The sequence below is a fragment of the Pseudomonas sp. FW305-20 genome (assembly GCF_058788075.1).
Window position 1 is genome coordinate 182,097 of record NZ_JBYTAJ010000003.1, and the last position, 21,527, is coordinate 203,623.

General features: G+C 59.1%; 26 protein-coding genes. 13 read left to right on the forward strand and 13 right to left on the reverse strand.

What is annotated here, in order from left to right; translation table 11 throughout:
• Nucleotides 1-25: 25 nt before the first annotated feature.
• From algW to AC3WP4_RS04280, 3 genes are all read left to right on the forward strand, one after another.
• A complete protein-coding gene (gene algW, locus AC3WP4_RS04270; protein ID WP_074873802.1) occupies nt 26-1,186 on the forward strand; it encodes a Do family serine endopeptidase AlgW in 1,161 nt (386 codons plus the stop codon).
• A gap of 110 nt (nt 1,187-1,296) precedes the next feature.
• On the forward strand, nt 1,297-3,402 hold the full coding sequence (locus tag AC3WP4_RS04275; RefSeq protein ID WP_102615075.1) for a TonB-dependent siderophore receptor: 2,106 nt from the start codon (nt 1,297-1,299) through the stop codon (nt 3,400-3,402).
• Between the two features lie 12 nt (nt 3,403-3,414).
• Nucleotides 3,415-4,134 (forward strand): DUF4198 domain-containing protein, encoded by a 720-nt coding sequence (locus AC3WP4_RS04280; protein WP_074873800.1) that lies wholly within the window; start codon nt 3,415-3,417, stop codon nt 4,132-4,134.
• A gap of 116 nt (nt 4,135-4,250) precedes the next feature.
• Here AC3WP4_RS04280 and hisC read toward each other — a convergent pair whose 3' ends face one another.
• The 10 genes from hisC to AC3WP4_RS04330 form a co-directional block, all read right to left on the reverse strand.
• Nucleotides 4,251-5,303, reverse strand: coding sequence for a histidinol-phosphate transaminase (hisC, locus tag AC3WP4_RS04285; RefSeq protein ID WP_102615076.1), 1,053 nt, complete (start codon nt 5,301-5,303; stop codon nt 4,251-4,253).
• Nucleotides 5,304-5,305: 2 nt separating this feature from the next.
• Nucleotides 5,306-6,631: a histidinol dehydrogenase gene (gene hisD / locus AC3WP4_RS04290; RefSeq protein ID WP_074873798.1), complete on the reverse strand. Its 1,326-nt coding sequence runs from the start codon at nt 6,629-6,631 to the stop codon at nt 5,306-5,308.
• A 125-nt stretch (nt 6,632-6,756) separates the two neighbouring features.
• Entirely contained in the window at nt 6,757-7,392 is a 636-nt protein-coding gene (gene hisG / locus AC3WP4_RS04295; protein WP_007901570.1) for an ATP phosphoribosyltransferase, read from the reverse strand.
• A 127-nt stretch (nt 7,393-7,519) separates the two neighbouring features.
• A complete protein-coding gene (murA, locus tag AC3WP4_RS04300) occupies nt 7,520-8,785 on the reverse strand; it encodes a UDP-N-acetylglucosamine 1-carboxyvinyltransferase (protein WP_046052892.1) in 1,266 nt (421 codons plus the stop codon).
• Between the two features lie 22 nt (nt 8,786-8,807).
• On the reverse strand, nt 8,808-9,047 hold the full coding sequence (locus AC3WP4_RS04305) for a BolA family protein (RefSeq protein ID WP_007912386.1): 240 nt from the start codon (nt 9,045-9,047) through the stop codon (nt 8,808-8,810).
• A 113-nt stretch (nt 9,048-9,160) separates the two neighbouring features.
• Nucleotides 9,161-9,466, reverse strand: coding sequence for an STAS domain-containing protein (locus AC3WP4_RS04310; protein ID WP_074873797.1), 306 nt, complete (start codon nt 9,464-9,466; stop codon nt 9,161-9,163).
• Entirely contained in the window at nt 9,463-10,119 is a 657-nt protein-coding gene (locus AC3WP4_RS04315; protein ID WP_074873796.1) for an MlaC/ttg2D family ABC transporter substrate-binding protein, read from the reverse strand. Before AC3WP4_RS04315 ends, AC3WP4_RS04310 begins: the two co-directional genes overlap by 4 nt.
• An 11-nt stretch (nt 10,120-10,130) precedes the next feature.
• On the reverse strand, nt 10,131-10,598 hold the full coding sequence (gene mlaD, locus AC3WP4_RS04320) for an outer membrane lipid asymmetry maintenance protein MlaD (protein WP_008150743.1): 468 nt from the start codon (nt 10,596-10,598) through the stop codon (nt 10,131-10,133).
• On the reverse strand, nt 10,598-11,395 hold the full coding sequence (mlaE, locus tag AC3WP4_RS04325; protein WP_008150745.1) for a lipid asymmetry maintenance ABC transporter permease subunit MlaE: 798 nt from the start codon (nt 11,393-11,395) through the stop codon (nt 10,598-10,600). The genes mlaD and mlaE overlap by 1 nt, the downstream gene beginning before the upstream one ends.
• Complete coding sequence (locus AC3WP4_RS04330; protein ID WP_046045860.1) at nt 11,395-12,204, reverse strand: ATP-binding cassette domain-containing protein; 810 nt, start codon at nt 12,202-12,204, stop codon at nt 11,395-11,397. The genes mlaE and AC3WP4_RS04330 overlap by 1 nt, the downstream gene beginning before the upstream one ends.
• A gap of 276 nt (nt 12,205-12,480) precedes the next feature.
• Here AC3WP4_RS04330 and AC3WP4_RS04335 point away from each other — a divergent pair, with 276 nt between their 5' ends.
• From AC3WP4_RS04335 to AC3WP4_RS04380, 10 genes are all read left to right on the forward strand, one after another.
• Nucleotides 12,481-13,455, forward strand: coding sequence for a KpsF/GutQ family sugar-phosphate isomerase (locus tag AC3WP4_RS04335; RefSeq protein ID WP_074873795.1), 975 nt, complete (start codon nt 12,481-12,483; stop codon nt 13,453-13,455).
• Entirely contained in the window at nt 13,455-13,979 is a 525-nt protein-coding gene (locus AC3WP4_RS04340) for a KdsC family phosphatase (protein WP_076028639.1), read from the forward strand. Before AC3WP4_RS04335 ends, AC3WP4_RS04340 begins: the two co-directional genes overlap by 1 nt.
• Before the next feature lie 7 nt (nt 13,980-13,986).
• A complete protein-coding gene (lptC, locus tag AC3WP4_RS04345; RefSeq protein ID WP_102615077.1) occupies nt 13,987-14,559 on the forward strand; it encodes an LPS export ABC transporter periplasmic protein LptC in 573 nt (190 codons plus the stop codon).
• Nucleotides 14,546-15,094, forward strand: coding sequence for a lipopolysaccharide transport periplasmic protein LptA (gene lptA, locus AC3WP4_RS04350; protein WP_046052886.1), 549 nt, complete (start codon nt 14,546-14,548; stop codon nt 15,092-15,094). Before lptC ends, lptA begins: the two co-directional genes overlap by 14 nt.
• Nucleotides 15,094-15,819 (forward strand): LPS export ABC transporter ATP-binding protein, encoded by a 726-nt coding sequence (lptB, locus tag AC3WP4_RS04355; RefSeq protein ID WP_008150757.1) that lies wholly within the window; start codon nt 15,094-15,096, stop codon nt 15,817-15,819. Before lptA ends, lptB begins: the two co-directional genes overlap by 1 nt.
• Before the next feature lie 184 nt (nt 15,820-16,003).
• Nucleotides 16,004-17,497 (forward strand): RNA polymerase factor sigma-54, encoded by a 1,494-nt coding sequence (locus AC3WP4_RS04360; RefSeq protein ID WP_074873793.1) that lies wholly within the window; start codon nt 16,004-16,006, stop codon nt 17,495-17,497.
• A 74-nt stretch (nt 17,498-17,571) separates the two neighbouring features.
• Nucleotides 17,572-17,880, forward strand: a complete 309-nt coding sequence (gene hpf / locus AC3WP4_RS04365) for a ribosome hibernation-promoting factor, HPF/YfiA family (RefSeq protein WP_007941242.1) — start codon at nt 17,572-17,574, stop codon at nt 17,878-17,880.
• A gap of 12 nt (nt 17,881-17,892) precedes the next feature.
• On the forward strand, nt 17,893-18,357 hold the full coding sequence (ptsN, locus tag AC3WP4_RS04370) for a PTS IIA-like nitrogen regulatory protein PtsN (protein ID WP_056742951.1): 465 nt from the start codon (nt 17,893-17,895) through the stop codon (nt 18,355-18,357).
• 2 nt (nt 18,358-18,359) lie between these two features.
• Nucleotides 18,360-19,217 (forward strand): RNase adapter RapZ, encoded by an 858-nt coding sequence (gene rapZ / locus AC3WP4_RS04375; protein WP_076028641.1) that lies wholly within the window; start codon nt 18,360-18,362, stop codon nt 19,215-19,217.
• Nucleotides 19,218-19,232: 15 nt separating this feature from the next.
• Nucleotides 19,233-19,508 (forward strand): HPr family phosphocarrier protein, encoded by a 276-nt coding sequence (locus tag AC3WP4_RS04380; RefSeq protein WP_102615078.1) that lies wholly within the window; start codon nt 19,233-19,235, stop codon nt 19,506-19,508.
• A gap of 47 nt (nt 19,509-19,555) precedes the next feature.
• On the opposite strand, the gene AC3WP4_RS04385 is transcribed toward AC3WP4_RS04380, so the two are convergent.
• Genes AC3WP4_RS04385 through AC3WP4_RS04395 form a run of 3 tightly spaced genes read right to left on the reverse strand, consistent with a single transcriptional unit; the run spans nt 19,556 to nt 21,521 of the window.
• The gene (locus AC3WP4_RS04385) at nt 19,556-20,449 is read right to left on the reverse strand and encodes a ZIP family metal transporter (RefSeq protein WP_102615079.1); all 894 of its coding nucleotides are present in this window, start codon (nt 20,447-20,449) and stop codon (nt 19,556-19,558) included.
• A gap of 30 nt (nt 20,450-20,479) precedes the next feature.
• Nucleotides 20,480-21,091, reverse strand: a complete 612-nt coding sequence (locus tag AC3WP4_RS04390) for a superoxide dismutase (protein WP_076028644.1) — start codon at nt 21,089-21,091, stop codon at nt 20,480-20,482.
• Nucleotide 21,092: 1 nt separating this feature from the next.
• Nucleotides 21,093-21,521, reverse strand: coding sequence for a DUF2753 family protein (locus tag AC3WP4_RS04395; protein WP_008148865.1), 429 nt, complete (start codon nt 21,519-21,521; stop codon nt 21,093-21,095).
• Nucleotides 21,522-21,527 lie beyond the last annotated feature (6 nt).

Consider the following 21,527-nt stretch of genomic DNA (forward strand, 5'->3'; position numbering starts at 1 on the left):
CCTGCAACCTCTCAGGACGTGCTTAATGCTCAAGGCGCTGCGTTTTTCCGGCTGGCCGCTGTTGGCCGGCGTGCTTATCGCTCTGTTAATCATCCAGCGTTACCCGGAGTGGGTCGGGCTCCCAAGCCTTGACGTCAACATGCAACAAGCCCCGCAAACCACCACCATGCAACAGGGTCCGGTGTCCTATGCCGACGCGGTGACCACGGCTGCGCCCTCGGTGGTCAACCTGTACACCACCAAAGTCGTCAACAAACCGAACCATCCGCTGTTCGAGGACCCACAGTTTCGCCGCTTCTTCGGCGACAACTCGCCCAAACAGAAGCGTATGGAGTCGAGCCTTGGCTCCGGCGTGATCATGAGCCCGGAAGGTTACCTGCTGACCAACAACCACGTGACCAGCGGCGCCGACCAGATTGTGGTGGCACTCAAGGACGGGCGTGAAACCCTGGCCCGAGTGATCGGCAGCGACCCGGAAACCGACCTCGCGGTGCTGAAGATCGACTTGAAGAATCTTCCATCGATCACTGTCGGTCGTTCCGACAATATCCGCATCGGCGACGTGGCGTTGGCCATCGGCAACCCGTTCGGCGTCGGCCAGACCGTGACCATGGGCATCATTAGCGCCACCGGGCGCAATCAGCTGGGCCTGAACAACTACGAAGACTTCATCCAGACCGACGCGGCGATCAACCCCGGCAACTCCGGCGGTGCGCTGGTGGATGCCAACGGCAACCTGACCGGCATCAACACGGCGATCTTCTCCAAGTCCGGCGGTTCGCAGGGCATCGGTTTCGCCATCCCGGTGAAACTGGCCATGGAAGTGATGAAGTCGATCATCGAGCACGGACAGGTGATTCGCGGCTGGCTCGGTATCGAAGTGCAGCCGCTGAGCCAGGAACTGGCGGAATCGTTTGGCCTGTCGGGGCGCCCGGGCATTGTGGTCGCGGGGATTTTCCGTGACGGCCCGGCACAGAAGGCCGGCCTGCAACTGGGCGACGTGATCCTTAGCATCGACGGCGAACCGGCCGGCGATGGTCGTCGTTCGATGAATCAGGTCGCGCGGATCAAACCGACCGACAAGGTGACGATCCAGGTGATGCGCAACGGCAAAGAGCTCAAGCTCACCGCCGAGATCGGTCTGCGTCCGCCACCTGCTCCCATCAAGGAAAAAGAACAAGAGTAAGCCGAGAGGAGCTGCGGCCTCAGCAGCTCCATAACTGCAAAGCCGTTAACAGCAGACATTCTCATTAGGCATGTTATATTGTTTCAATATCACTATTGGAACAACATAACATGTCGTCTCGAACAATGGTTTCCCTCGCCGGCCTGGCCCTCGGTTTTCTGGGGGATCCGGCCTTCGCCGAAGAAGCGCAAACCGTTGAGCTGGACGCCATCAGCGTCACCTCCGACTACGAATCCCCCACTGGCCCGGTCCAGGGTTACCGCGCCACGCGCTCCTCCAGCGCAACCAAAACCGACACCGCCCTTCGCGATATCCCGCAATCGATCAGTGTGATTCCCGTCAGCGTGCTCAAGGACTTGGGCAGCACCAGCGTCGAACGCGCGCTGGATTTTGCCGGTGGCGTGTCGAAACAGAACAACTTCGGCGGCCTGACACTCTACGAATACAGCGTGCGCGGCTTCACCACGTCGGAGTTCTACAAGGATGGTTTCAGCGCCAACCGCGGCTATCCAAGCTCGCCGGACGTGGCCAACGTCGAACGCATCGAAGTGCTCAAAGGCCCGGCCGCCAGCCTCTACGGTCGTGGCGATCCGGGCGGCACGGTGAACATCGTCACCAAGAAACCCCAGCCCGAAGCCTTCACCACACTGCAAACCAGCGCCGGCAGTTGGGATCGTTATCGCACCGCCGTGGACGTCAACACACCGCTGGATGCTGACGGCAATGTTCTGTCCCGGGTAAATCTGGCCGTCGAAGACAACCACAGCTTCCGCGATCACATCGACAGTCAGCGCGTGTTCGTTGCGCCTTCGTTCAGCTGGCAACTGAACCCGGACACCAGCCTGTTGGTGGAGAGCGAGTTCGTGCGCCACAGCTCGACCTTCGATCGCGGTATCGTCGCGCCGAACAATAAATGGAGCGGCGTTTCCCGCTCGACCTTTCTTGGCGAACCCAACGACGGCAACATCGACAACCACAACAATCTGCTGCAAGCCGCCCTCGAACATCATCTCAACGACCGCTGGAAACTACGCCTCGCCAGCCATTACAAGGAAGGCAAGCTCTGGGGCTTCGCCTCCGAAACTCGCCCCTTGAACGCCGACGGCCATACCGTCAACCGCCGCTATCGCGAGCGCGACACCAACTGGCACGACAGCATCACCCAGCTCGAACTGCGCGGTATGTTCGACATCGGCAGTTGGCAACACGAACTGCTGATCGGCAGCGAATACGAGAATTTCCGCAAGAACGAACGGGTCACGACCATTGCCGGCGGTCCTTACGCCATCGATATCTACCGGCCGATTTATGGCCAGCCGAAACCCAATGGCGCACGCTCCGGGACCGACTTCTTCGAGCACGTCGAAAGTCGGGCGTTGAACCTTCAAGACCAGATCGTCTTCACCGACAAACTGCGCGGCATGCTCGGTGCGCGCTTCGAACATTTCGAACAAAGCATCGACGATCACAGCCGCAATGCGACCAGCCGCCAGCGCCACGACGCACTGACCCAACGGGCCGGGCTGCTCTACCAATTGACGCCCGAAGTGGGGTTATTCACCAACGTCTCCACCTCGTTCAAACCGAACAACGGCCTGGATGCCGCCGGCAAATCTTTCGACCCGGAAGAAGGCGTCGGTTATGAAGTCGGGCTCAAGAGCGAACTGTTCGACGACCGCTTGAGCAGCACCCTCGCCGCCTTCCATATCGAAAAGGAAAACGTCCTGGCGCTCGATCCGGCGACTGATTCCAGCCGCGCCATGGGCAAGGCTCGCAGCCAGGGTGTCGACCTGCAAGTCACCGGGCAAGTCACCGATGCCGTGCGAGTGATCGGTGCTTTCGCTTACATCGACGCCGAAGTCACCCAAGGCGACAAGGTGATTCCCACCGGCAGCCGAATTCTCGGTGTGGCCAAACGCAGCGGCAGTGTGCTGGGCGTTTATGAATTTCAGAATGGTCATTTGCGCGGCTCGGACCTTGGCGCAGCGTTCACCTATGTCGGTGATCGGTCGGGCGAAGCCGGCAGCGATTTCGAACTGCCGGCCTACCACACCGTCGACCTGCTGGCCCATTACAAGGCCAGCGAAAACGTCACCGTGGGCCTGAACCTGAACAACCTTTTCGACGAAAAATACTTCGAGCGCTCTTACAGCAACTACTGGGTCAACCCCGGCGAGCCGCGCAATTTCACCGTCAGCCTGACACTCAATCTGTAAAAGGAAATCACCATGCAAAACCTCAAACCCCTGGCGCTGCTTGGACTGCTGTTCGCCACTGAAGTCTCGGCCCATGGCCTGTGGACCGAAGAACGTCGCGGCAACATTGAAGTCATCTACGGCCACGGCGCCGAAGATAACGCCTTCAAGGCGCAGAAAATCAGTGGCGCGTGGGCTTATGACGTCGCCGGCAAAATGATCCCGGTGAGCGTGCAACGGCTGGCCGACCACGCCCGCCTGCAGCCGTTGAAACCGCCGGCGGTGATGGCCGTGGCGCTGGACAATGGCATGTGGTCGCAGACGCCGGATAAAAAATGGATCAACGAAGGACGCAGCAAAGTACCGGGGGCCATTGAGTCGACCCAGACCTTCAAGTACAGCCTGGCGATCTACCAGCCGGGGGCGAAACTGCCGAAGCTTGATCAGATGAAACTGCTGATTCTGCCGGAGGTTGATCCGTTGACTGTCGGGCCGGGTAAATCGTTACCGGTTCGAGTGCTATTGGATGGTAAGCCGGCGGCGGGCGTGAAGTTGGTAGGCGACTATCGTAGCGCGCCGAATACCTTGAGCACCGAGACCGACGCAGAGGGCCGGGCGCAAGTATTGGTGCGTAATGAAGGGTTGAATGTGATTTCGGCGCAGATGGAGATTTCGCTGAAGGACAACCCGGATGTGGCCACGCGTGGGCTGTTCACGTCGCTGACCTTCCTCGGCGAAGCGCATCACGAGTAACCCACAAACCCCTGTAGGAGCGAGGCTTGCCCGCGATGGGGACACCGCGGTGCAATAGGTAGACCGCGTTATCGTTTATCGCGGGCAAGCCACGCTCCCACAGGATCGGGGAAGCCTTACAGGTAGCCGAGGCCGTCGATCAGCGCCTGATTCTGTTCTGGCGTACCGATGGAAATCCGCAGGAACTGGGCAATCCGTTCCTGCTTGAAGTGCCGAACGATCACGCCTTGCTCACGCAACTTCGCCGCCAGCCCTGCCGCATCGTGTTTCGGATGACGGGCGAAGATGAAGTTCGCCGCCGACGGCAACACTTCAAAGCCTTTCGCTTGCAGTTGCGCAACGACCTTTTCACGATTCTCGATGACCAACCGGCAGGTCTTGTCGAAGTACTCGCGATCTTCGAACGCTGCGGCTGCACCGACATTTGCCAGACGATCCAGCGGATAGGAGTTGAAGCTGTTCTTGATCCGCTCCAGCGCCTCGATCAGGTCCGGGTGCCCCACCGCCAGCCCCACCCTCAGGCCGGCCAGCGAACGGGACTTGGACAGGGTCTGGGTCACCAGCAGGTTTGGATAACGATCCACCAGACTGATCGCCGTCTCACCACCGAAATCGATGTAAGCCTCATCCACCACGACTACTGAATCCGGGCTCGCCTTGAGGATTTGCTCAACCGCGTCCAGCGCCAACAGGCAGCCCGTCGGTGCGTTCGGATTCGGGAAGATGATCCCGCCGTTCGGCTTGGCGTAGTCCGCCGGGTTAATCTGGAATTGCTCGTCCAGCGGCACCGCGTCGAAGGCAATGCCGTACAACCCGCAGTAAACCGGATAGAAGCTGTAGCTGATGTCCGGGAACAGCACTGGATGATCGTGTTGCAGCAAGCCGTGAAAGATGTGCGCCAGGACTTCGTCGGAACCGTTGCCGAGAAAGACCTGATTGCTCTGCACGCCGTAATAACTGGCTACTGCGTTTTTCAGCAGATCGCTGTTCGGGTCCGGGTACAGACGCAAGTTGTCATTCAGTTCGGTCTGCATCGCCGCCAAGGCTTTTGGCGATGGACCGTACGGGTTTTCGTTGGTGTTGAGCTTCACCAGTTTCGCCAGTTTCGGCTGCTCGCCCGGCACGTAAGGCACCAGATTCTTGACGAAGGGACTCCAGAATTTACTCATGCTTAGCTGTCCTTCTTATCGTCAACGATGCGGTATTCGGCACTTCGCGCGTGAGCGGTCAACGACTCGCCACGGGCCAGCACGGAAGCGGTTTTGCCCAGTTCCGACGCACCCTGCTCGGAGCAGAAGATGATCGACGAACGCTTCTGGAAGTCGTACACACCCAGCGGCGAGGAGAATCGCGCGGTGCCGGAGGTCGGCAGCACGTGGTTCGGGCCGGCGCAGTAGTCGCCCAAGGCCTCGGAGGTGTGACGACCCATGAAGATCGCACCCGCGTGGCGAATCTTCGGCAGCCAGGCCTGCGGATCAGCAACGGACAACTCAAGGTGTTCTGGTGCGATGCGGTTGGCCACTTCCATGGCCTGGTCCATGTCGCGGACCTTGATCAGCGCACCACGGCCATTGATCGACGTTTCGATGATCTCGGCGCGTTCCATGGTCGGCAGCAGTTTGGCGATGCTGGCGGCGACCTTGTCGAGGAACTCGGCGTCCGGGCTGACCAGGATCGCCTGGGCGTCTTCGTCGTGCTCGGCCTGGGAGAACAGGTCCATGGCGATCCAGTCCGGATCCGTCTGACCGTCGCAGACCACGAGGATTTCGGAGGGGCCGGCGATCATGTCGATGCCGACCTGACCGAACACGTGGCGCTTGGCGGTGGCAACATAGATGTTGCCCGGACCGACCACCTTGTCGACCTTCGGCACGCTTTCGGTGCCGTAAGCCAGCGCCGCGACCGCTTGGGCGCCGCCGATGGTGAACACGCGGTCGACGCCGGCGATGCAAGCGGCGGCCAGCACCAGCTCGTTGATTTCGCCACGCGGCGTCGGCACTACCATGACCACTTCGGTCACGCCGGCCACCTTGGCCGGAATCGCGTTCATCAGTACCGAGGACGGGTACGACGCCTTGCCGCCGGGTACGTACAGACCGGCGCGATCCAGCGGCGTGACCTTCTGGCCGAGCACGGTGCCGTCGGCTTCGGTGTAGGTCCAGGAATCCTGCTTCTGTTTCTCGTGGTAGCTGCGTACTCGGGACGCGGCTTTTTCCAGCGCTTCACGCTGCGGCACGGTGATTCGGGTCAGGGCCAGTTCCAGGCGCTCACGAGGCAGGATCAGGTCCGCCATGGACGCGACCTGCAGGCCGTCGAACTTCTGGGTGAACTCCACCAGCGCCGCATCGCCACGCTCGCGCACGGCCTTGATGATGTCCAGCACCCGCTGATTGACCGAGTCGTCAGACACACTTTCCCAGCTCAGCAGATGATCCAGATGATGTGCAAAATCCGGGTCAGCAGCGTTGAGTCGGCGAATTGCAGTCGGTGCGGTCATAGCGAGAGCCTCATAGGAATGGCAAAAAACTCAGGTACCCGAAGCTACCATCGATCCGCTTGGGCACCTGAGAATTCTGGCTATGAGGCGGATAGACGGGCGCGACTTAACGTCGCGCAGGTAAATCAGCCGCGGTGTCGAGACTCCACTGCCTTGCGCAGGGTGTCGATCAACGCCTGGATACGGGCATGCTGCATTTTCATCGAAGCTTTGTTCACGATCAGCCGGGAGCTGATGTCGGCAATGAAATCCTGGGGTTCCAGGCCATTGGCGCGCAGGGTGTTGCCGGTGTCGACCACGTCGATGATCTTGTCTGCCAGACCGATCAGCGGCGCCAGTTCCATCGAGCCATAGAGCTTGATGATGTCGACCTGACGGCCCTGTTCGGCGTAGTAGCGCTTGGCAACGTTGACGAATTTGGTCGCCACACGCAGGCGGCCCTTGGGCTCGACATCACCGACACGGCCGGCGGTCATCAGCTTGCAGAGGGCAATTCGCAGGTCCAACGGCTCGTACAAACCCTGGCCGCCATACTCCATCAGCACATCTTTACCGGCGACGCCCAGGTCAGCGGCACCATGTTCGACGTAAGTCGGCACATCGGTGGCGCGCACGATCAGCAGACGTACATCGGCCTGGGTCGTGGGGATGATCAGCTTGCGGCTCTTGTCCGGATTCTCGGTCGGCACGATGCCCGCTTCAGCCAGAAGCGGCAGGGTGTCGTCAAGGATGCGGCCCTTGGACAGTGCGATGGTCAACATGGGAAACGTCAATCCTTATCAAGGTACTCATGCCCGGTCGCAAATGGCGCCGGACACACATCGAGCCGGAAACGGCTCGACTTGAAACGAATTCAACGGGCGCGTCCCTGCGCCCATGCAGCAGAAACTAGCCCGGTACGCGGCGGATCTTGGCGCCGAGCATCTGCAGTTTCTCTTCGATGCACTCGTAACCACGGTCGATGTGGTAGATGCGGTCGATCAAGGTGTCACCTTCAGCGATCAATGCCGAGATCACCAGGCTGGCCGAAGCGCGCAGGTCGGTGGCCATGACTGGCGCGCCCTTGAGCTTTTCGATGCCGGTAACGATGGCAGTGTTGCCTTCGACCTGGATGTGAGCGCCCATGCGGTGCAGTTCGTAAACGTGCATGAAGCGGTTTTCGAAGATCGTCTCGATCACAGCGCCAGTGCCTTCGGCAATGGCGTTGAGGGAGATGAACTGCGCCTGCATGTCGGTCGGGAACGCCGGGTATGGAGCGGTACGCACGTTAACGGCTTTTGGCCGCTTGCCGTGCATGTTCAGCTCGATCCAGTCTTCGCCGCAGGTGATTTCGGCACCCGATTCCTTGAGTTTCTCAAGAACGGCTTCGAGGATGGTCGGATCGGTGTCCTTGACCTTCACACGGCCGCCGGTCACAGCAGCTGCGACCAGGTAGGTGCCGGTCTCGATACGGTCAGGCATCACCTTGTAAGTGGTCGGGTGCAGACGCTCGACGCCATCGATGGTGATGGTGTCGGTGCCGGCGCCAGTGATCTTGGCACCCATGGCGATCAGGAAGTTCGCCAGGTCGATGACTTCAGGCTCGCGAGCGGCGTTTGCCAGAACGCTGCGGCCCTTGGCCAGAGCGGCCGCCATCATGATGTTTTCGGTACCGGTCACACTGACGGTGTCGAAGAAGAAGTGCGCACCGCGCAGGCCACCTTCAGGCGCCTTGGCCTTGATGTAGCCGCCTTCGACGTCGATGACCGCACCCATGGCTTCGAGGCCACGAATGTGCAGGTCAACCGGACGCGAACCAATGGCGCAACCGCCAGGCAGTGCGACTTCGGCTTCACCGAAACGTGCAACCATCGGCCCCAGCACCAGGATCGACGCACGCATGGTTTTCACCAGTTCGTACGGAGCGATCAGGGTCTTGATGGTGCGCGGGTCGATTTCGACGCTGAGTTTCTCGTCGATCACCGGCTCGATGCCCATACGACCGAACAGCTCGATCATGGTGGTGATGTCGTGCAGGTGCGGCAGGTTGGCAACGGTCACCGGGCCATCGCACAGCAAGGTTGCAGCCAGGATCGGCAGGGCAGAGTTCTTTGCCCCGGAGATGCGGATTTCGCCATCAAGACGAACGCCACCGGTAATTATCAATTTATCCATAAGAATCTCGACGCCCTTGGGCTCAGGTGCGCTCGGCCCAGGCCGCGCTGCTGAAAAATTTCATAGTGACCGCATGGATGCTGCCATCGGTGATCCACGGGTTCAAATGGGCATAGATCTGCTGCTGACGCTTCACCGGGCTCAACGCCGCCAGTTCATCGCTAATCACGTTCAGCTGAAAGTTGCAGCCTTCGCCCTCGACTTCTACTAGGGTTCCTGGCAGCTTTCCTTCAAGGAAGCTCTTCACTTCTACGGCCTGCATGCTCAACCTCAATCGGCGCCCTGTGCGCGCGGGTCGGACATCATACAAAAAAGCCCCGCGCCTGCGAACCCCGCGAAGCAGGACTCTGACGGGGGGCTTCTTTATAGATGCGGTTAGGGATGCGCCAACAACTCGGTCAGTTCACTGACCTGAGCGATTTCACGCATGTCTTCTGGCATCCCGCGGATGCTCAGCGCCTTGCCGGCCGCCTCTGCATCACGCATGAAGCACAGCAGCAGCGACAAGCCGACACTGCTGGACTTCAACACTGCCGAGCAATCGACTACCAGCGCAGCGGCCTTGCTGGATTTGATCAGCGCCTGCCCCTGTTTACGCAAACCGGGGCCAGTGCGGTAATCCAGCATGCCGCTGAGCATCAGCTCGCCGGATTCGCTCATGCGAATCGCCGACACACTCATTGAGCTTGCGTCTCGGGTGCTTGCTTCTGGCTGGCTTCCTTGGCCTTGGCGACTTCCCCGGCCCAACCATTGATGGTCTTGTCCAGGTCGTTGCCATTGCGCTGCATCGCATCAGCGAACTGATCGCGGAACAGCTTGCCGATGTTGATGCCGTTGATGATCACGTTGCGCAACTTCCACTCGCCGTTGATCTTTTCGAGTGTGTAGGACACAGGATAAATCGCGCCGTTGGTGCCCTTGACCGTCATGGCAACACTTGTACGGTTTCCCGACTCATCCTTGGCAGGGTCGACGACGATCCCCTGATTGTTGTACTCAAGCAAAGCGTTGCCATAGAACTGGAACAGACCCTTTTTGAAGTTTTCTTCAAAGGTCTTCATTTGCGCAGGCGTGGCTTTGCGCGAATATTTGACCGTCATGATGCTCTTGGAAATGCCCTCGGCATCCACAACAGGTCCGACGATGGTGTTCAGCGCCGCATAGAAGTCTTGCGGGTCTTGCTTGTACTTCTCTTTATTGGCCGACAGATCGGCAAGTAGCCGATTGGTGGTGTCCTGCACGATATCGTGCGCTGAGGGCGCTGCCACGGCGTTAGCCATCAACGGCAGGGCCGCGAGTAATACCAACAGGCCACGTCGCAAGGTAGAGATCATTCAAAGGCTCCTCATTTGGCGTCTTTACTAACGGTATTGAGCAGAAATTTACCGATCAGGTCTTCGAGTACCAGCGACGACTGTGTGTCGTGGATGGTTGAGCCATCCTTGAGCAAGCCTTCTTCGCCGCCCACGCTAAGACCAATGTACTTCTCGCCCAACAGGCCAGCGGTCAGGATAGATGCAGTGGAATCAGTCGGCAGGTTATCTACGCGTTTTTCCAGCTGCATGGTCACTCGGCCGGTGAAACTGTCGCGGTCCAGATCGATTGCCGTGACCTTGCCGATGGTCACACCGGCCATGGTCACTTTAGCTCTGACAGTCAAACCGGCGATATTGTCGAAATACGCATAAAGTTTATAAGTGTCGGTGGTTGCGCTCGGGGACAGGCCACTTACCCGCAACGCCAGCAACAGCAAAGCCAGGATGCCAGCCAGCAAGAAAAGGCCGACACCGATTTCCAGGGTGCGGTTTTGCATCAGAAATCTCCAAACATCAAGGCGGTCAGAATAAAGTCCAGGCCGAGTACAGCCAAAGAGGCATACACCACGGTCTTGGTAGTGGCACGACTGATCCCCTCGGAAGTGGGCTCGCAGTCATAGCCTTGGAATACGGCAATCCAGGTCACGACAAAGGCGAAAACGATGCTTTTGATGATGCCGTTGAGCACATCGTCAGCAAAGGTCACGCTGTTCTGCATGTTGGACCAGTAGGAACCTTCATAGACCCCCAGCCAGTCGACGGCCACCCACGAACCACCCCAGATGCCCACCACGCTGAAGATCATCGCCAGCACCGGCAGGGAAATGAAGCCGGCCCACAGGCGCGGGGCAATGATGTACTTGAGCGGGTCGACACCAATCATTTCCAGACTGGACAACTGCTCGGTGGACTTCATGTTGCCGATTTCGGCAGTCAAAGCCGAACCGGCGCGCCCGGCGAACAGCAATGCCGTGACCACAGGCCCCAGTTCGCGCAACAGCGTCAGCGCAACCATCTGGCCGACCGCCTGCTCCGAACCGTAGCTGGACAGAATATTGAAGCCTTGCAGCGCCAGCACCATGCCGATGAATACCCCGGAGACCACAATGATCACCAGGGACATCACGCCCACCGAATGCAGTTGCTTGATCAGCAAGCCAAAACCGCCGCCAATGCCGCCACGGCCAAGCAAGGCATGAAACAGGAATATCGCCGAACGGCCGAACACTCCCAGCACGTCAATGCCAGAGTGGCCGAACCTGCGAACCCGTTCTATCAGTGAAATCTTGCGCATCAACGCTTCCCCAGAAGATCTGCGCGGTAATCCGTCGCTGGAAAGTGATAGGCGACGGGACCGTCAGGCTCGCCTGTCATGAATTGACGGATGCGTGGCTCCTGCGAGTTCATCAGTTCCTCGGGAGTGCCCTGCCCCAATACCTGGCCTTCGCCGACGACATAGATGTAATCGGCGATGCTCGCAGTCTCGGCCAAGTCGTGGGAGACCACGATACTGGTGATGCCCAGCGCATCGTTGAGCAGGCGGATCAGGCGCACCAGCACACCCATGGCGATGGGGTCCTGGCCGACAAAGGGCTCGTCATACATGAGGATTTGCGGATCGAGGGCAATCGCCCGGGCCAGAGCGACACGACGTTTCATGCCGCCGGACAACTCGTCAGGCATCAGGTCGATGGCGCCACGCAAGCCCACTGCCTGCAATTTGAGCAGGACGATGTCCCGGATCATTTCTTCCGGCAGCTCGGTATGAACGCGTAGCGGAAAGGCAACGTTCTCGAACACATCGAGATCGGTGAACAGCGCACCACTCTGAAACAGCACGCCCATGTGCTTTCGCGCATCGAACAGGTCACTGCGCGACAGTTTCGGCAGGTTCTGTCCATTGACCCAGACTTCGCCTTTGGTGGGCCGCAACTGTGCGCCCATCAGCCGCAGCAGCGTAGTCTTGCCACACCCGGAAGGGCCCATGATGCCGGTGACCTTGCCGCGCGGGATACGTATATCGACGTTATTGAAAATGCTGCGCGTTCCGCGCTTGAAGGTCAGTCCCTTCAGCTCGACCGCGTAGGCTTTATCGGCACTCATCTAAACTCCTTGCGATGCAGCCTCTCACTCGGACGCCTGGCTTTCTGGCGAAAGCACATACCTCCCGGGCAGGCCGAACTGGCGGCGAACTATATCACTGCAAAGGCCAAGCGCCCAAGGCCCAAGCCAGGCCATGTTGAGCAACATGAAGGGGTAAAAGCTTCTATTTGGGCGTATTCGGTAACAGGGAATGACAAAGCGCGACGAACTTGCGTGAGGGTTTCGATCATTACCGTTATAATCGCCGCCTTTTCATCAGGCTATACGATTTCTGACATGAGCCAATCCAGCGACCTGATTCAATCAGCACAACGCACCGTCCGCCTCGAACTGGAAGCCGTACAAGGCTTGCTGCCCCGTATCGACGCAGATTTCGTACGCGCTTGCGAGATGATTCTGGCCAGCAAAGGGCGCGTGGTCGTGGTCGGCATGGGCAAATCGGGGCACATCGGCAACAAGATCGCCGCCACCCTGGCCAGCACCGGCACTACGGCCTTTTTCGTGCACCCGGCCGAAGCCAGCCACGGCGACATGGGCATGATCACCCGCGACGACATCATCCTGGCGCTGTCGAACTCCGGCTCTACCAATGAAATCGTCACCCTGCTGCCGCTGATCAAACGCCTGGGCATTCAATTGATCAGCATGACCGGCAATCCTGACTCACCGCTGGCGAAGGCTGCCGAGGTCAACCTCAACGTGCATGTCGAGCATGAAGCCTGTCCGCTCAACCTGGCACCGACCTCGTCGACCACCGCCGCGCTGGTCATGGGCGACGCCCTGGCCGTTGCGCTGCTGGAAGCCCGCGGTTTTACCGCCGAAGATTTCGCCTTTTCCCACCCTGGCGGCGCGCTTGGCCGACGCCTGCTGCTGAAAGTGGAAACCGTCATGCACGCCGGCGCAGAACTGCCCCAGGTGCAACGTGGCACGCTACTCAAGGACGCCTTGATGGAAATGACCCGCAAGGGCCTGGGCATGACCGCGATCGTGGAGGCCGACGGCAAACTGGCCGGGATCTTCACCGACGGCGACTTGCGCCGCACCCTTGACCGGACCATCGACATCCACCATACGACCATCGACGAGGTCATGACCGTCCACGGCAAGACCGCCCGGGCCGACATGCTCGCAGCCGAGGCTCTGAAAATCATGGAAGACCATCGAATCAACGCGCTGGTGGTGGTGGACAAGGAGGACCGACCGATCGGCGCCTTCAACCTGTCCGATCTGCTGCGCGCAGGAGTAATGTGATGAGCACCGACCTGCTGCAACGCGGCAAGAACATCAAACTGGCAGTTTTTGACGTCGATGGCGTACTGACCGACGGACGCCTGTACTTCCTCGAAGACGGCAGCGAATTCAAGACGTTCAACACCCTCGACGGCCAAGGCATCAAGATGTTGATGGCAGCTGGCGTGCAGACCGCTATCATCAGCGGCCGCAAGACCCCGGTGGTCGAGCGACGCGCGAAGAACCTCGGTATTCCACACGTGTACCAGGGGCGCGAAGACAAACTGGTGGTGCTGGACGAGCTTCTTGCCCAACTCAACCTAAGCTATGAGCAAGTCGCCTATCTCGGTGACGACCTGCCGGACCTGCCGGTGATTCGCCGCGTCGGCCTGGGCATGGCGGTGGCAAGCGCTGCCAGTTTCGTCCGCGAACATGCCCACGGCATCACCCAGGCCCGCGGTGGCGAGGGTGCCGCTCGCGAATTCTGCGAATTGATCCTGCGCGCGCAGGGCCGCCTCGATGCGGCAAACGCCGCGTACCTGTGAGCCAACTATGCTGAGCAAAAAGATTCGCAAATTCCTGGTGTTCGGTTGCATCGCAGCGATATTCGCCGCGGTCGGCTACTGGAACATCAGTCCGGAACGCTTCCTCGACAAGCCGGTGGCAAAGATCGATGAAGCGGCGATCGACTATTACGCGATCAACGCCCACAGCGTGCAATATCTGCCGGACGGCAAACTGCAATACGAAATGACGTCCGACAAGGTTGAACACCTGAAAGCCACCGAAGTGACGCTGTTGACCAACCCCGACCTGAACATGTTCCGCGGCACCGAGTTCCCATGGCACGTCCAGAGCGAGCACGGCGAAGTGAACCCCGACGGCACCCAGGTCGAACTGATTGACTCGGTGCGCATCACGCGCTTCGACGAGAAAAACCGCAAGACCCTGATTACCACCACCCGCATGACAGTGTTCCCGCAGCAGCAATATGCGCAGACCGAGCAACCCGTTAGAATCGACGGCGCTGGTGGTGTGTCGACTGGCAAGGGAATGAAAGCGTATTTGAAAGAAAGCAGGATACACCTGCTATCGAACGTAAGAGGACAGTATGAGGCTCGTTAAAACCCTCCCTATTTTGCTCGGTCTGAGCGCAGCACTGGGAAGCGTGAGCGCCTGGGCTCTGCCGAACGATCAAGAGCAGCCTATCCGCATCCAGGCCGACGATGCCCAGCTGGACGACAAGAATGGTGTTGCCACCTATAAAGGTGACGTGATCATTACCCAGGGCTCGATGATCGTTAAAGGCAATACTGTGACCATCACCCGCACGCCGGCCGGCGACATCGACGTGGTGACATCGGTGGGCAATCTGGCCTACTTCGAGCAGATGCAGACGGCTGGCGACACCAAGCCGGTTCAGGGCTACGGAGTGACCATCCAGTACCACGCCTCGCAAAACCGCGTCGTATTGATCGATCGCGCCAAAGTCATCGACAAGGACAACAACGTCACCCAAGGCGAGAAAATCGTCTACGACACGGTGAAAAAGCTTGCCAGCGCCGGTCGTGCGACGGGCAACAAGGTTACCGAGTCGCGTCCGCGCATCGACATGGTGATCCAGCCGAAGAAGAAAACCGACGAGCAAAAGGCCCAGTAATGGCAACTCTGAAAGCTCAGCATCTGGCCAAGAGCTACAAGAGCCGCCAGGTCGTGCGTGACGTCAGCCTGTCGATCGACAGCGGTCAGATCGTCGGCCTGCTGGGTCCCAACGGCGCCGGCAAGACCACCTGCTTTTACATGATTGTCGGCCTGGTACAGGCCGATCAGGGCCGCGTACTGATTGACGACCTGGATGTCAGTCACCAGCCTATGCACGGTCGTGCGAAGGCCGGCATCGGCTATCTTCCGCAAGAAGCATCGATCTTCCGCAAACTCTCGGTAGCCGACAACATCATGGCGATCCTCGAGACCCGCAAGGAACTCGACAAGGCCGGTCGTCGCCAGGAGCTGGAAAGTCTGCTGCAGGAATTCCACATCAGCCACATCCGCGACAACCTCGGGATGAGCCTGTCCGGTGGTGAACGCCGCCGCGTGGAGATCGCCCGGGCACTGGCTACCAACCCGAAATTCATCCTGCTCGACGAACCATTCGCCGGCGTGGACCCGATTTCGGTGGGCGACATCAAGCAGATCATCTATCACCTCAAGGCCAAGGGCATTGGTGTGCTGATCACTGACCACAACGTCCGTGAAACCCTGGATATCTGCGAAACCGCCTACATCGTCAACGATGGCCAGCTGATCGCCGAAGGTGACTCTGCCACCATCCTGGCCAACGACCTGGTCAAGGAAGTGTATCTGGGCCATGAGTTCCGCCTGTAAGCACTCAGGTGTCTGGCTGGTTGCCCGGGCGCTTGTCTCGATAAAAAATCAACATTTTTTTATTGTTACAGCGCTCTAGGCAAACGCTGCAGTTTCGGGCATATAATTTGCTTATGTTTGGCGCTCCGGCGCCCTGTAGTGGATGGCGCATGTGCGCCGGCGAATAAGGTGTTAAGCCCCTGCCATGAAACCATCGCTAGTCTTGAGAATGGGCCAGCAGCTGACGATGACACCGCAGCTGCAACAGGCCATCCGCCTGCTCCAATTGTCGACCCTGGACCTGCAACAGGAAATCCAGGAGGCCCTGGAGTCCAATCCGATGCTCGAACGCCAGGAAGAAGGCGACGACTTCGATAACGCCGACCCCTTGGCCGACAAAGCCGAACAGCTACCCAACGCCGATGTTTCGGAACCCTCCTACCAGGAAACCGCCCCGACGGTTGATAACCTCGATGAAGGTGACTGGAACGAGCGCATCCCCAACGAACTGCCCGTCGATACCGCATGGGAAGACGTCTACCAGACCAGCGCCAGCAGCCTGCCGAGCAACGATGACGACGAGTGGGACTTCACCACCCGGACATCGGCCGGCGAAAGCCTGCAAAGCCACCTGCTGTGGCAACTGAACCTGGCGCCGATGTCCGACACCGATCGCCTGATCGCCGTGACCCTGATCGATTGCATCAACAATCAGGGCTACCTGGACGAGACCCTCGAGGAGATTCTCGAAGCCTTCGACCCGGAACTGGACATCGAACTGGACGAAATCGAAGCCGTCCTGCACCGTATCCAGCAATTCGAACCTGCCGGTATCGGCGCCCGTAACCTGGGCGAATGCCTGCTGCTGCAATTGCGCCAATTGCCCGCCAAGACACCTTGGCTGGTCGAGGCCAAACGCCTGGTCACCGAGTACATCGACCTGCTCGGCAGTCGCGATTACAGCCAGCTGATGCGTCGCATGAAGCTCAAGGAAGACGAACTGCGTCAGGTGATTGAACTGGTGCAGAGCCTCAACCCGCGCCCAGGCTCGCAAATCGAGTCCAGCGAAGCCGAATACGTCGTTCCCGACGTGATCGTACGCAAGGACAACGAGCGCTGGCTGGTGGAGCTGAACCAGGAATCCGTGCCACGACTGCGGGTCAACGCTCAATACGCCGGCTTCGTGCGCCGCGCCGACACCAGCGCCGACAACACCTTCATGCGCAATCAGTTGCAAGAAGCCCGCTGGTTCATCAAGAGCCTGCAAAGCCGCAACGAAACCCTGATGAAAGTGGCCACGCAAATCGTCGAGCATCAGCGCGGTTTTCTTGAATACGGCGACGAAGCCATGAAACCGCTGGTCCTGCATGACATCGCCGAAGCGGTAGGGATGCACGAGTCGACGATTTCACGGGTAACCACGCAAAAGTTCATGCATACCCCTCGGGGCATATATGAACTGAAATACTTTTTTTCTAGCCACGTCAGCACCTCCGAGGGCGGTGAATGCTCGTCCACGGCAATCCGCGCGATCATCAAAAAACTGGTTGCCGCGGAAAATCAGAAAAAGCCGTTGAGTGACAGCAAGATCGCTGGTTTACTGGAGGCACAAGGCATTCAGGTGGCTCGCCGCACCGTCGCCAAGTACCGCGAATCCCTAGGGATCGCGCCTTCGAGCGAACGCAAGCGGTTGATGTAGAGCCACGCCACAGCGTTCCAGTGGCAGGTATTTCTGCCTGCCGCTTTATGCACTGGCAACGAAGGAGAAGCTGTATGCAAGTCAACATCAGTGGACACCAACTGGAAGTGACCGAACCTCTTCGCACCTACATCGGCGAAAAACTCGAACGATTAGAGAGGCATTTCGACAAGATCACCAACGTGCAGGTCACGATGACGGTCGAAAAGCTCAAGCAGAAAATCGAAGCCACGCTGCATATTCCCGGCAATGAAGTGGTCGCAAACGCGGAGCATACCGATATGTACGCGGCGATCGACGCACTGACCGACAAGCTGGATAAACAACTCAAAAAGCATAAGGAAAAGACCCAAAGCCTCCTCCAGGGCGCGACCGGTCGTTAACACTCCCTACCCATGATCCGACTTGAAAGCATCCTGACCCCCGGCCGTTCCCTCGTGAACGTGCCGGGCGGCAGTAAAAAGAAAGCCCTCGAGCAAATTGCCAACCTTATCCATAAAGAAGTACCGGATCTGGAGATGCAAGATGTCTTCGAGGCTCTGATTGCCCGTGAAAAACTCGGCTCAACCGGCTTTGGCAACGGCATTGCCATTCCCCACTGCCGCCTGAAGGGCTGTACCTCGCCCATCAGCGCCCTGATGCACCTTGATGCACCCATCGATTTCGACGCCATCGACGGCGCCCCGGTTGACCTGCTGTTCGTTCTGCTGGTCCCGGAAGCCGCTACCGATGCGCACCTGGAGTTGCTGCGCCAGATCGCCAGCATGCTCGACCGCAAGGAAGTGCGCGAAAAGCTGCGCAGCGCCCCGAGCAATGAAGCCTTGTATCAGGTTGTCCTGGACGAGCAAAACGGTCATTAATCATGCGCTTGATCATCGTCAGTGGCCGTTCCGGCTCAGGTAAAAGTACCGCACTCGATGTTCTCGAGGACAACGGCTTCTACTGCATCGACAACCTGCCCGCCGGCCTGCTGCCGGAACTGGCCGAACGTGCGCTGATCCATACTGAGCTGGCGCAACCGCTGGTGGCCGTATCGATCGATGCGCGCAACTTGCCGAGTCACTTGTCGCGTTTTCCCGAACTGCTGGAAGAAGTGCGCAGCCGGCATATCCAGTGTGATGTGCTTTATCTGGACGCCGACGAAGAAACCTTGCTCAAGCGTTTCTCGGAAACCCGCCGTCGTCACCCGCTGAGCAATTCCAATCGCTCGCTGGCCGAGGCCATCAACGATGAGACCGCCCTGCTCGGGCCGATTGCCGATCTCGCCGATCTCAAGGTAAACACCACCAACCTGAACCTGTATCAACTGCGAGATACCATCAAGCTGCGCCTGTTGAACCAGCCGGAATCCGGTACGGCGTTCCTGGTGGAATCTTTCGGCTTCAAGCGTGGAATGCCGGTGGACGCTGATCTGGTGTTCGACGTGCGCTGCCTGCCGAACCCTTACTGGAAGCCAGAGTTGCGCGATCAATCGGGTCTCGACCAACCGGTTGCCGATTACCTGGCGGCACAGCCGGACGTCGAAGAGATGTTCCAGGACATCTCCACCTACTTGTTAAAGTGGCTACCCCGCTTTGCCGCCAGCAACCGCGCTTATGTCACCATTGCCATTGGCTGCACCGGCGGCCATCACCGCTCCGTCTACCTGACCGAACGTCTGGGCCAGGCCCTGCAAAAATCCCTGAAGAACGTCCAGGTTCGCCACCGCGACCTCAGCTAAAGGATTCACACCGCGATGCCTGCTCTGGAAATTGAAATCATCAACAAGCTGGGCCTGCATGCCCGCGCTTCTGCAAAATTCGTTGGCGTCGCCGGTGAGTTCAAGAATTGCACGATCAGGGTAGGACGCACGCCGGAATCCACGGTCGACGGAAAAAGCATCATGGCAATGATGATGCTCGCTGCGGGCAAGGGCACCAGAATCCACCTGAGCACCGAAGGCGAACAGGCTGATGAGGCGCTGCAGGCATTGGTGAATTTGATCAATGACTACTTCGGCGAAGGCGAATAACACCTCGCCCTGTAGCAGCCGGCGAAGCCTGCTGCTACATATCCGCGCTAAGCCAACGCCGTATCCATCACCATCATCAAGCAAAACCCGATCAGCAACCCGAGACTTGCAAGCTTGTCGTGACCATTGCGGCGCGACTCGGGAATGACTTCATGGGTGACCACCAGCAACATTGCCCCGGCCGCCAGCGCCAACCCCAAGGGCAACAACAATTCGGCCAGGCTCACCAGCCAGGCGCACAACAACGCAAAGACCGGCTCGACCAGACCTGACGCAGCTCCGATCAGGAACGCCTTGACCCGCGACATCCCTGCCCCGGCCAGTACCAACGCGATCACCAGACCTTCCGGTACATCCTGCAAGGCGATGCCCATGGCCAGGCTATCGGCATCGGGCATGCCCCCTCCCGCCGACACACCGACCGCCATGCCTTCGGGGATGTTGTGGGCAATGATTGCAAACACAAACAACCAGATTCGCGGCGGGATGACAGGTCGTTCCAGCGTGCCTACGAGCATTTCCGGCGATGCACCCGACACCTTGCGATCCACCAGGAACAATCCAAACGCCCCCAGCATGATGCCGAAACTGATCAGTCCGCTGGCCGCCCAAGGCGTCAGCCCCAAGCTTTCAGCGGCAGTGATCCCCGGAACGATCAACGAAAACGCTGTCGCTGCGAGCATCACCCCGGCCCCAAAGCCGAGCAGCGTATCGCTGAGCACTTGAGGCATCCGTCGAATGACCAGCACGGGCACCGCGCCCAAGGCTGTGCCCAAGGCGCAGATCGCCCCGCCTTGCAACGCGCGCAGCAGTTTCGGCTCAAGGTCCAGCCACGCCAGGCCTTGAGCCACCAACAACGTCATGCCTGCCAGCAGTAACAGCGATCCGAACGCGTAACGAAACATTCGTCCACTACCGATCGCCAGTGTTTCAGTGCTCATAGCCAGCCCTGGATTGCTTTTGCAGAAGTCTTAAACCAGTGCAGCCTGATAGCGCGCAGTGACTTCAGGCCAATTGATCACGTTGTAGAACGCGTTGATGTATTCCGGGCGACGGTTCTGGTATTGCAGGTAATACGCGTGCTCCCAGACATCCAGGCCGAGGATGGGCGTATTGCCGTTCATCAATGGACTGTCCTGATTGCCGCTGCTTTCAACGACCAGCGTCTTTTGCGGCGTCACACTGAGCCACGCCCAGCCGCTGCCAAAACGAGTCAGCGCGGCTTTGGTGAAGGCTTCCTTGAAACTGCTCAAGCCGCCCAGTTGCTCGTCGATCGCCGCCGCCAGTGAGCCTTCGGGCTGGCCGCCGCCGTTGGGCGCCATTACTTTCCAGAACAGCGAATGGTTCGCGTGCCCGCCGCCCTGATTAATCACCGCCGCGCGCAGCTTCTCCGGCAGCTGCTGGACCGCAGACACCAGTTTCTCCACCGGCCATTCGGCAAACTCGGTGCCTTCAACCGCAGCGTTGAGGTTGTTGATGTAGGTCTGGTGGTGCCTGGTGTAGTGGATTTCCATGGTCTGCGCATCGATGTGCGGTTCCAGGGCATCGTAGGCGTAGGGCAAGGCAGGCAAGGTAAAAGCCATTTCAATGAACTCCGTGATGTAGGGGCGCAGGCGAGGCGGCATCGATGTGCAGCAGTCGATGCGTACGCGGGTATTCGCCGTGTTCGCTGATGAAATTCAGCAGCTCGACGTAAGTTTTGCTGCTCTGGCGCAACGCTGCTTCACGCAGGGCGGGCGCCAGTCGTGGATCCTGCATGGTCTGCAACAATCGCTGATGGATGGCGCACAGGTACTCGGCGCTCTCCTCCGGCTGGTTCAGACGCAAATGCAGGTCTGCCAGGTTGTGGTGGGAAATCACGCAGGCTGCCACCGCTTCGTCGGCATCCGCCCAGCGCTCGAACAACACCTGGGCCAGGGCCAATGCCTGCAAGTAAGCCTCGCGGGCATCGACCAGTTCGCCCAGCATGAAACAACGATTAGCCCTTTCGATCGTGCGTTTCCAGTGCTCCATGGTGAG

What these genes read in the sequence shown, in the direction of transcription:
- algW (WP_074873802.1), top strand. Translation starts at nt 26, where the DNA reads ATGCTCAAGGCGCTGCGTTTTTCCGGCTGGCCGCTGTTGGCCGGCGTG.
- AC3WP4_RS04275 (WP_102615075.1), top strand. Translation starts at nt 1,297, where the DNA reads ATGTCGTCTCGAACAATGGTTTCCCTCGCCGGCCTGGCCCTCGGTTTT.
- AC3WP4_RS04280 (WP_074873800.1), top strand. Translation starts at nt 3,415, where the DNA reads ATGCAAAACCTCAAACCCCTGGCGCTGCTTGGACTGCTGTTCGCCACT.
- hisC (WP_102615076.1), bottom strand. Translation starts at nt 5,303, where the DNA reads ATGAGTAAATTCTGGAGTCCCTTCGTCAAGAATCTGGTGCCTTACGTG.
- hisD (WP_074873798.1), bottom strand. Translation starts at nt 6,631, where the DNA reads ATGACCGCACCGACTGCAATTCGCCGACTCAACGCTGCTGACCCGGAT.
- hisG (WP_007901570.1), bottom strand. Translation starts at nt 7,392, where the DNA reads ATGTTGACCATCGCACTGTCCAAGGGCCGCATCCTTGACGACACCCTG.
- murA (WP_046052892.1), bottom strand. Translation starts at nt 8,785, where the DNA reads ATGGATAAATTGATAATTACCGGTGGCGTTCGTCTTGATGGCGAAATC.
- AC3WP4_RS04305 (WP_007912386.1), bottom strand. Translation starts at nt 9,047, where the DNA reads ATGCAGGCCGTAGAAGTGAAGAGCTTCCTTGAAGGAAAGCTGCCAGGA.
- AC3WP4_RS04310 (WP_074873797.1), bottom strand. Translation starts at nt 9,466, where the DNA reads ATGAGTGTGTCGGCGATTCGCATGAGCGAATCCGGCGAGCTGATGCTC.
- AC3WP4_RS04315 (WP_074873796.1), bottom strand. Translation starts at nt 10,119, where the DNA reads ATGATCTCTACCTTGCGACGTGGCCTGTTGGTATTACTCGCGGCCCTG.
- mlaD (WP_008150743.1), bottom strand. Translation starts at nt 10,598, where the DNA reads ATGCAAAACCGCACCCTGGAAATCGGTGTCGGCCTTTTCTTGCTGGCT.
- mlaE (WP_008150745.1), bottom strand. Translation starts at nt 11,395, where the DNA reads ATGCGCAAGATTTCACTGATAGAACGGGTTCGCAGGTTCGGCCACTCT.
- AC3WP4_RS04330 (WP_046045860.1), bottom strand. Translation starts at nt 12,204, where the DNA reads ATGAGTGCCGATAAAGCCTACGCGGTCGAGCTGAAGGGACTGACCTTC.
- AC3WP4_RS04335 (WP_074873795.1), top strand. Translation starts at nt 12,481, where the DNA reads ATGAGCCAATCCAGCGACCTGATTCAATCAGCACAACGCACCGTCCGC.
- AC3WP4_RS04340 (WP_076028639.1), top strand. Translation starts at nt 13,455, where the DNA reads ATGAGCACCGACCTGCTGCAACGCGGCAAGAACATCAAACTGGCAGTT.
- lptC (WP_102615077.1), top strand. Translation starts at nt 13,987, where the DNA reads ATGCTGAGCAAAAAGATTCGCAAATTCCTGGTGTTCGGTTGCATCGCA.
- lptA (WP_046052886.1), top strand. Translation starts at nt 14,546, where the DNA reads ATGAGGCTCGTTAAAACCCTCCCTATTTTGCTCGGTCTGAGCGCAGCA.
- lptB (WP_008150757.1), top strand. Translation starts at nt 15,094, where the DNA reads ATGGCAACTCTGAAAGCTCAGCATCTGGCCAAGAGCTACAAGAGCCGC.
- AC3WP4_RS04360 (WP_074873793.1), top strand. Translation starts at nt 16,004, where the DNA reads ATGAAACCATCGCTAGTCTTGAGAATGGGCCAGCAGCTGACGATGACA.
- hpf (WP_007941242.1), top strand. Translation starts at nt 17,572, where the DNA reads ATGCAAGTCAACATCAGTGGACACCAACTGGAAGTGACCGAACCTCTT.
- ptsN (WP_056742951.1), top strand. Translation starts at nt 17,893, where the DNA reads ATGATCCGACTTGAAAGCATCCTGACCCCCGGCCGTTCCCTCGTGAAC.
- rapZ (WP_076028641.1), top strand. Translation starts at nt 18,360, where the DNA reads ATGCGCTTGATCATCGTCAGTGGCCGTTCCGGCTCAGGTAAAAGTACC.
- AC3WP4_RS04380 (WP_102615078.1), top strand. Translation starts at nt 19,233, where the DNA reads ATGCCTGCTCTGGAAATTGAAATCATCAACAAGCTGGGCCTGCATGCC.
- AC3WP4_RS04385 (WP_102615079.1), bottom strand. Translation starts at nt 20,449, where the DNA reads ATGAGCACTGAAACACTGGCGATCGGTAGTGGACGAATGTTTCGTTAC.
- AC3WP4_RS04390 (WP_076028644.1), bottom strand. Translation starts at nt 21,091, where the DNA reads ATGGCTTTTACCTTGCCTGCCTTGCCCTACGCCTACGATGCCCTGGAA.
- AC3WP4_RS04395 (WP_008148865.1), bottom strand. Translation starts at nt 21,521, where the DNA reads ATGGAGCACTGGAAACGCACGATCGAAAGGGCTAATCGTTGTTTCATG.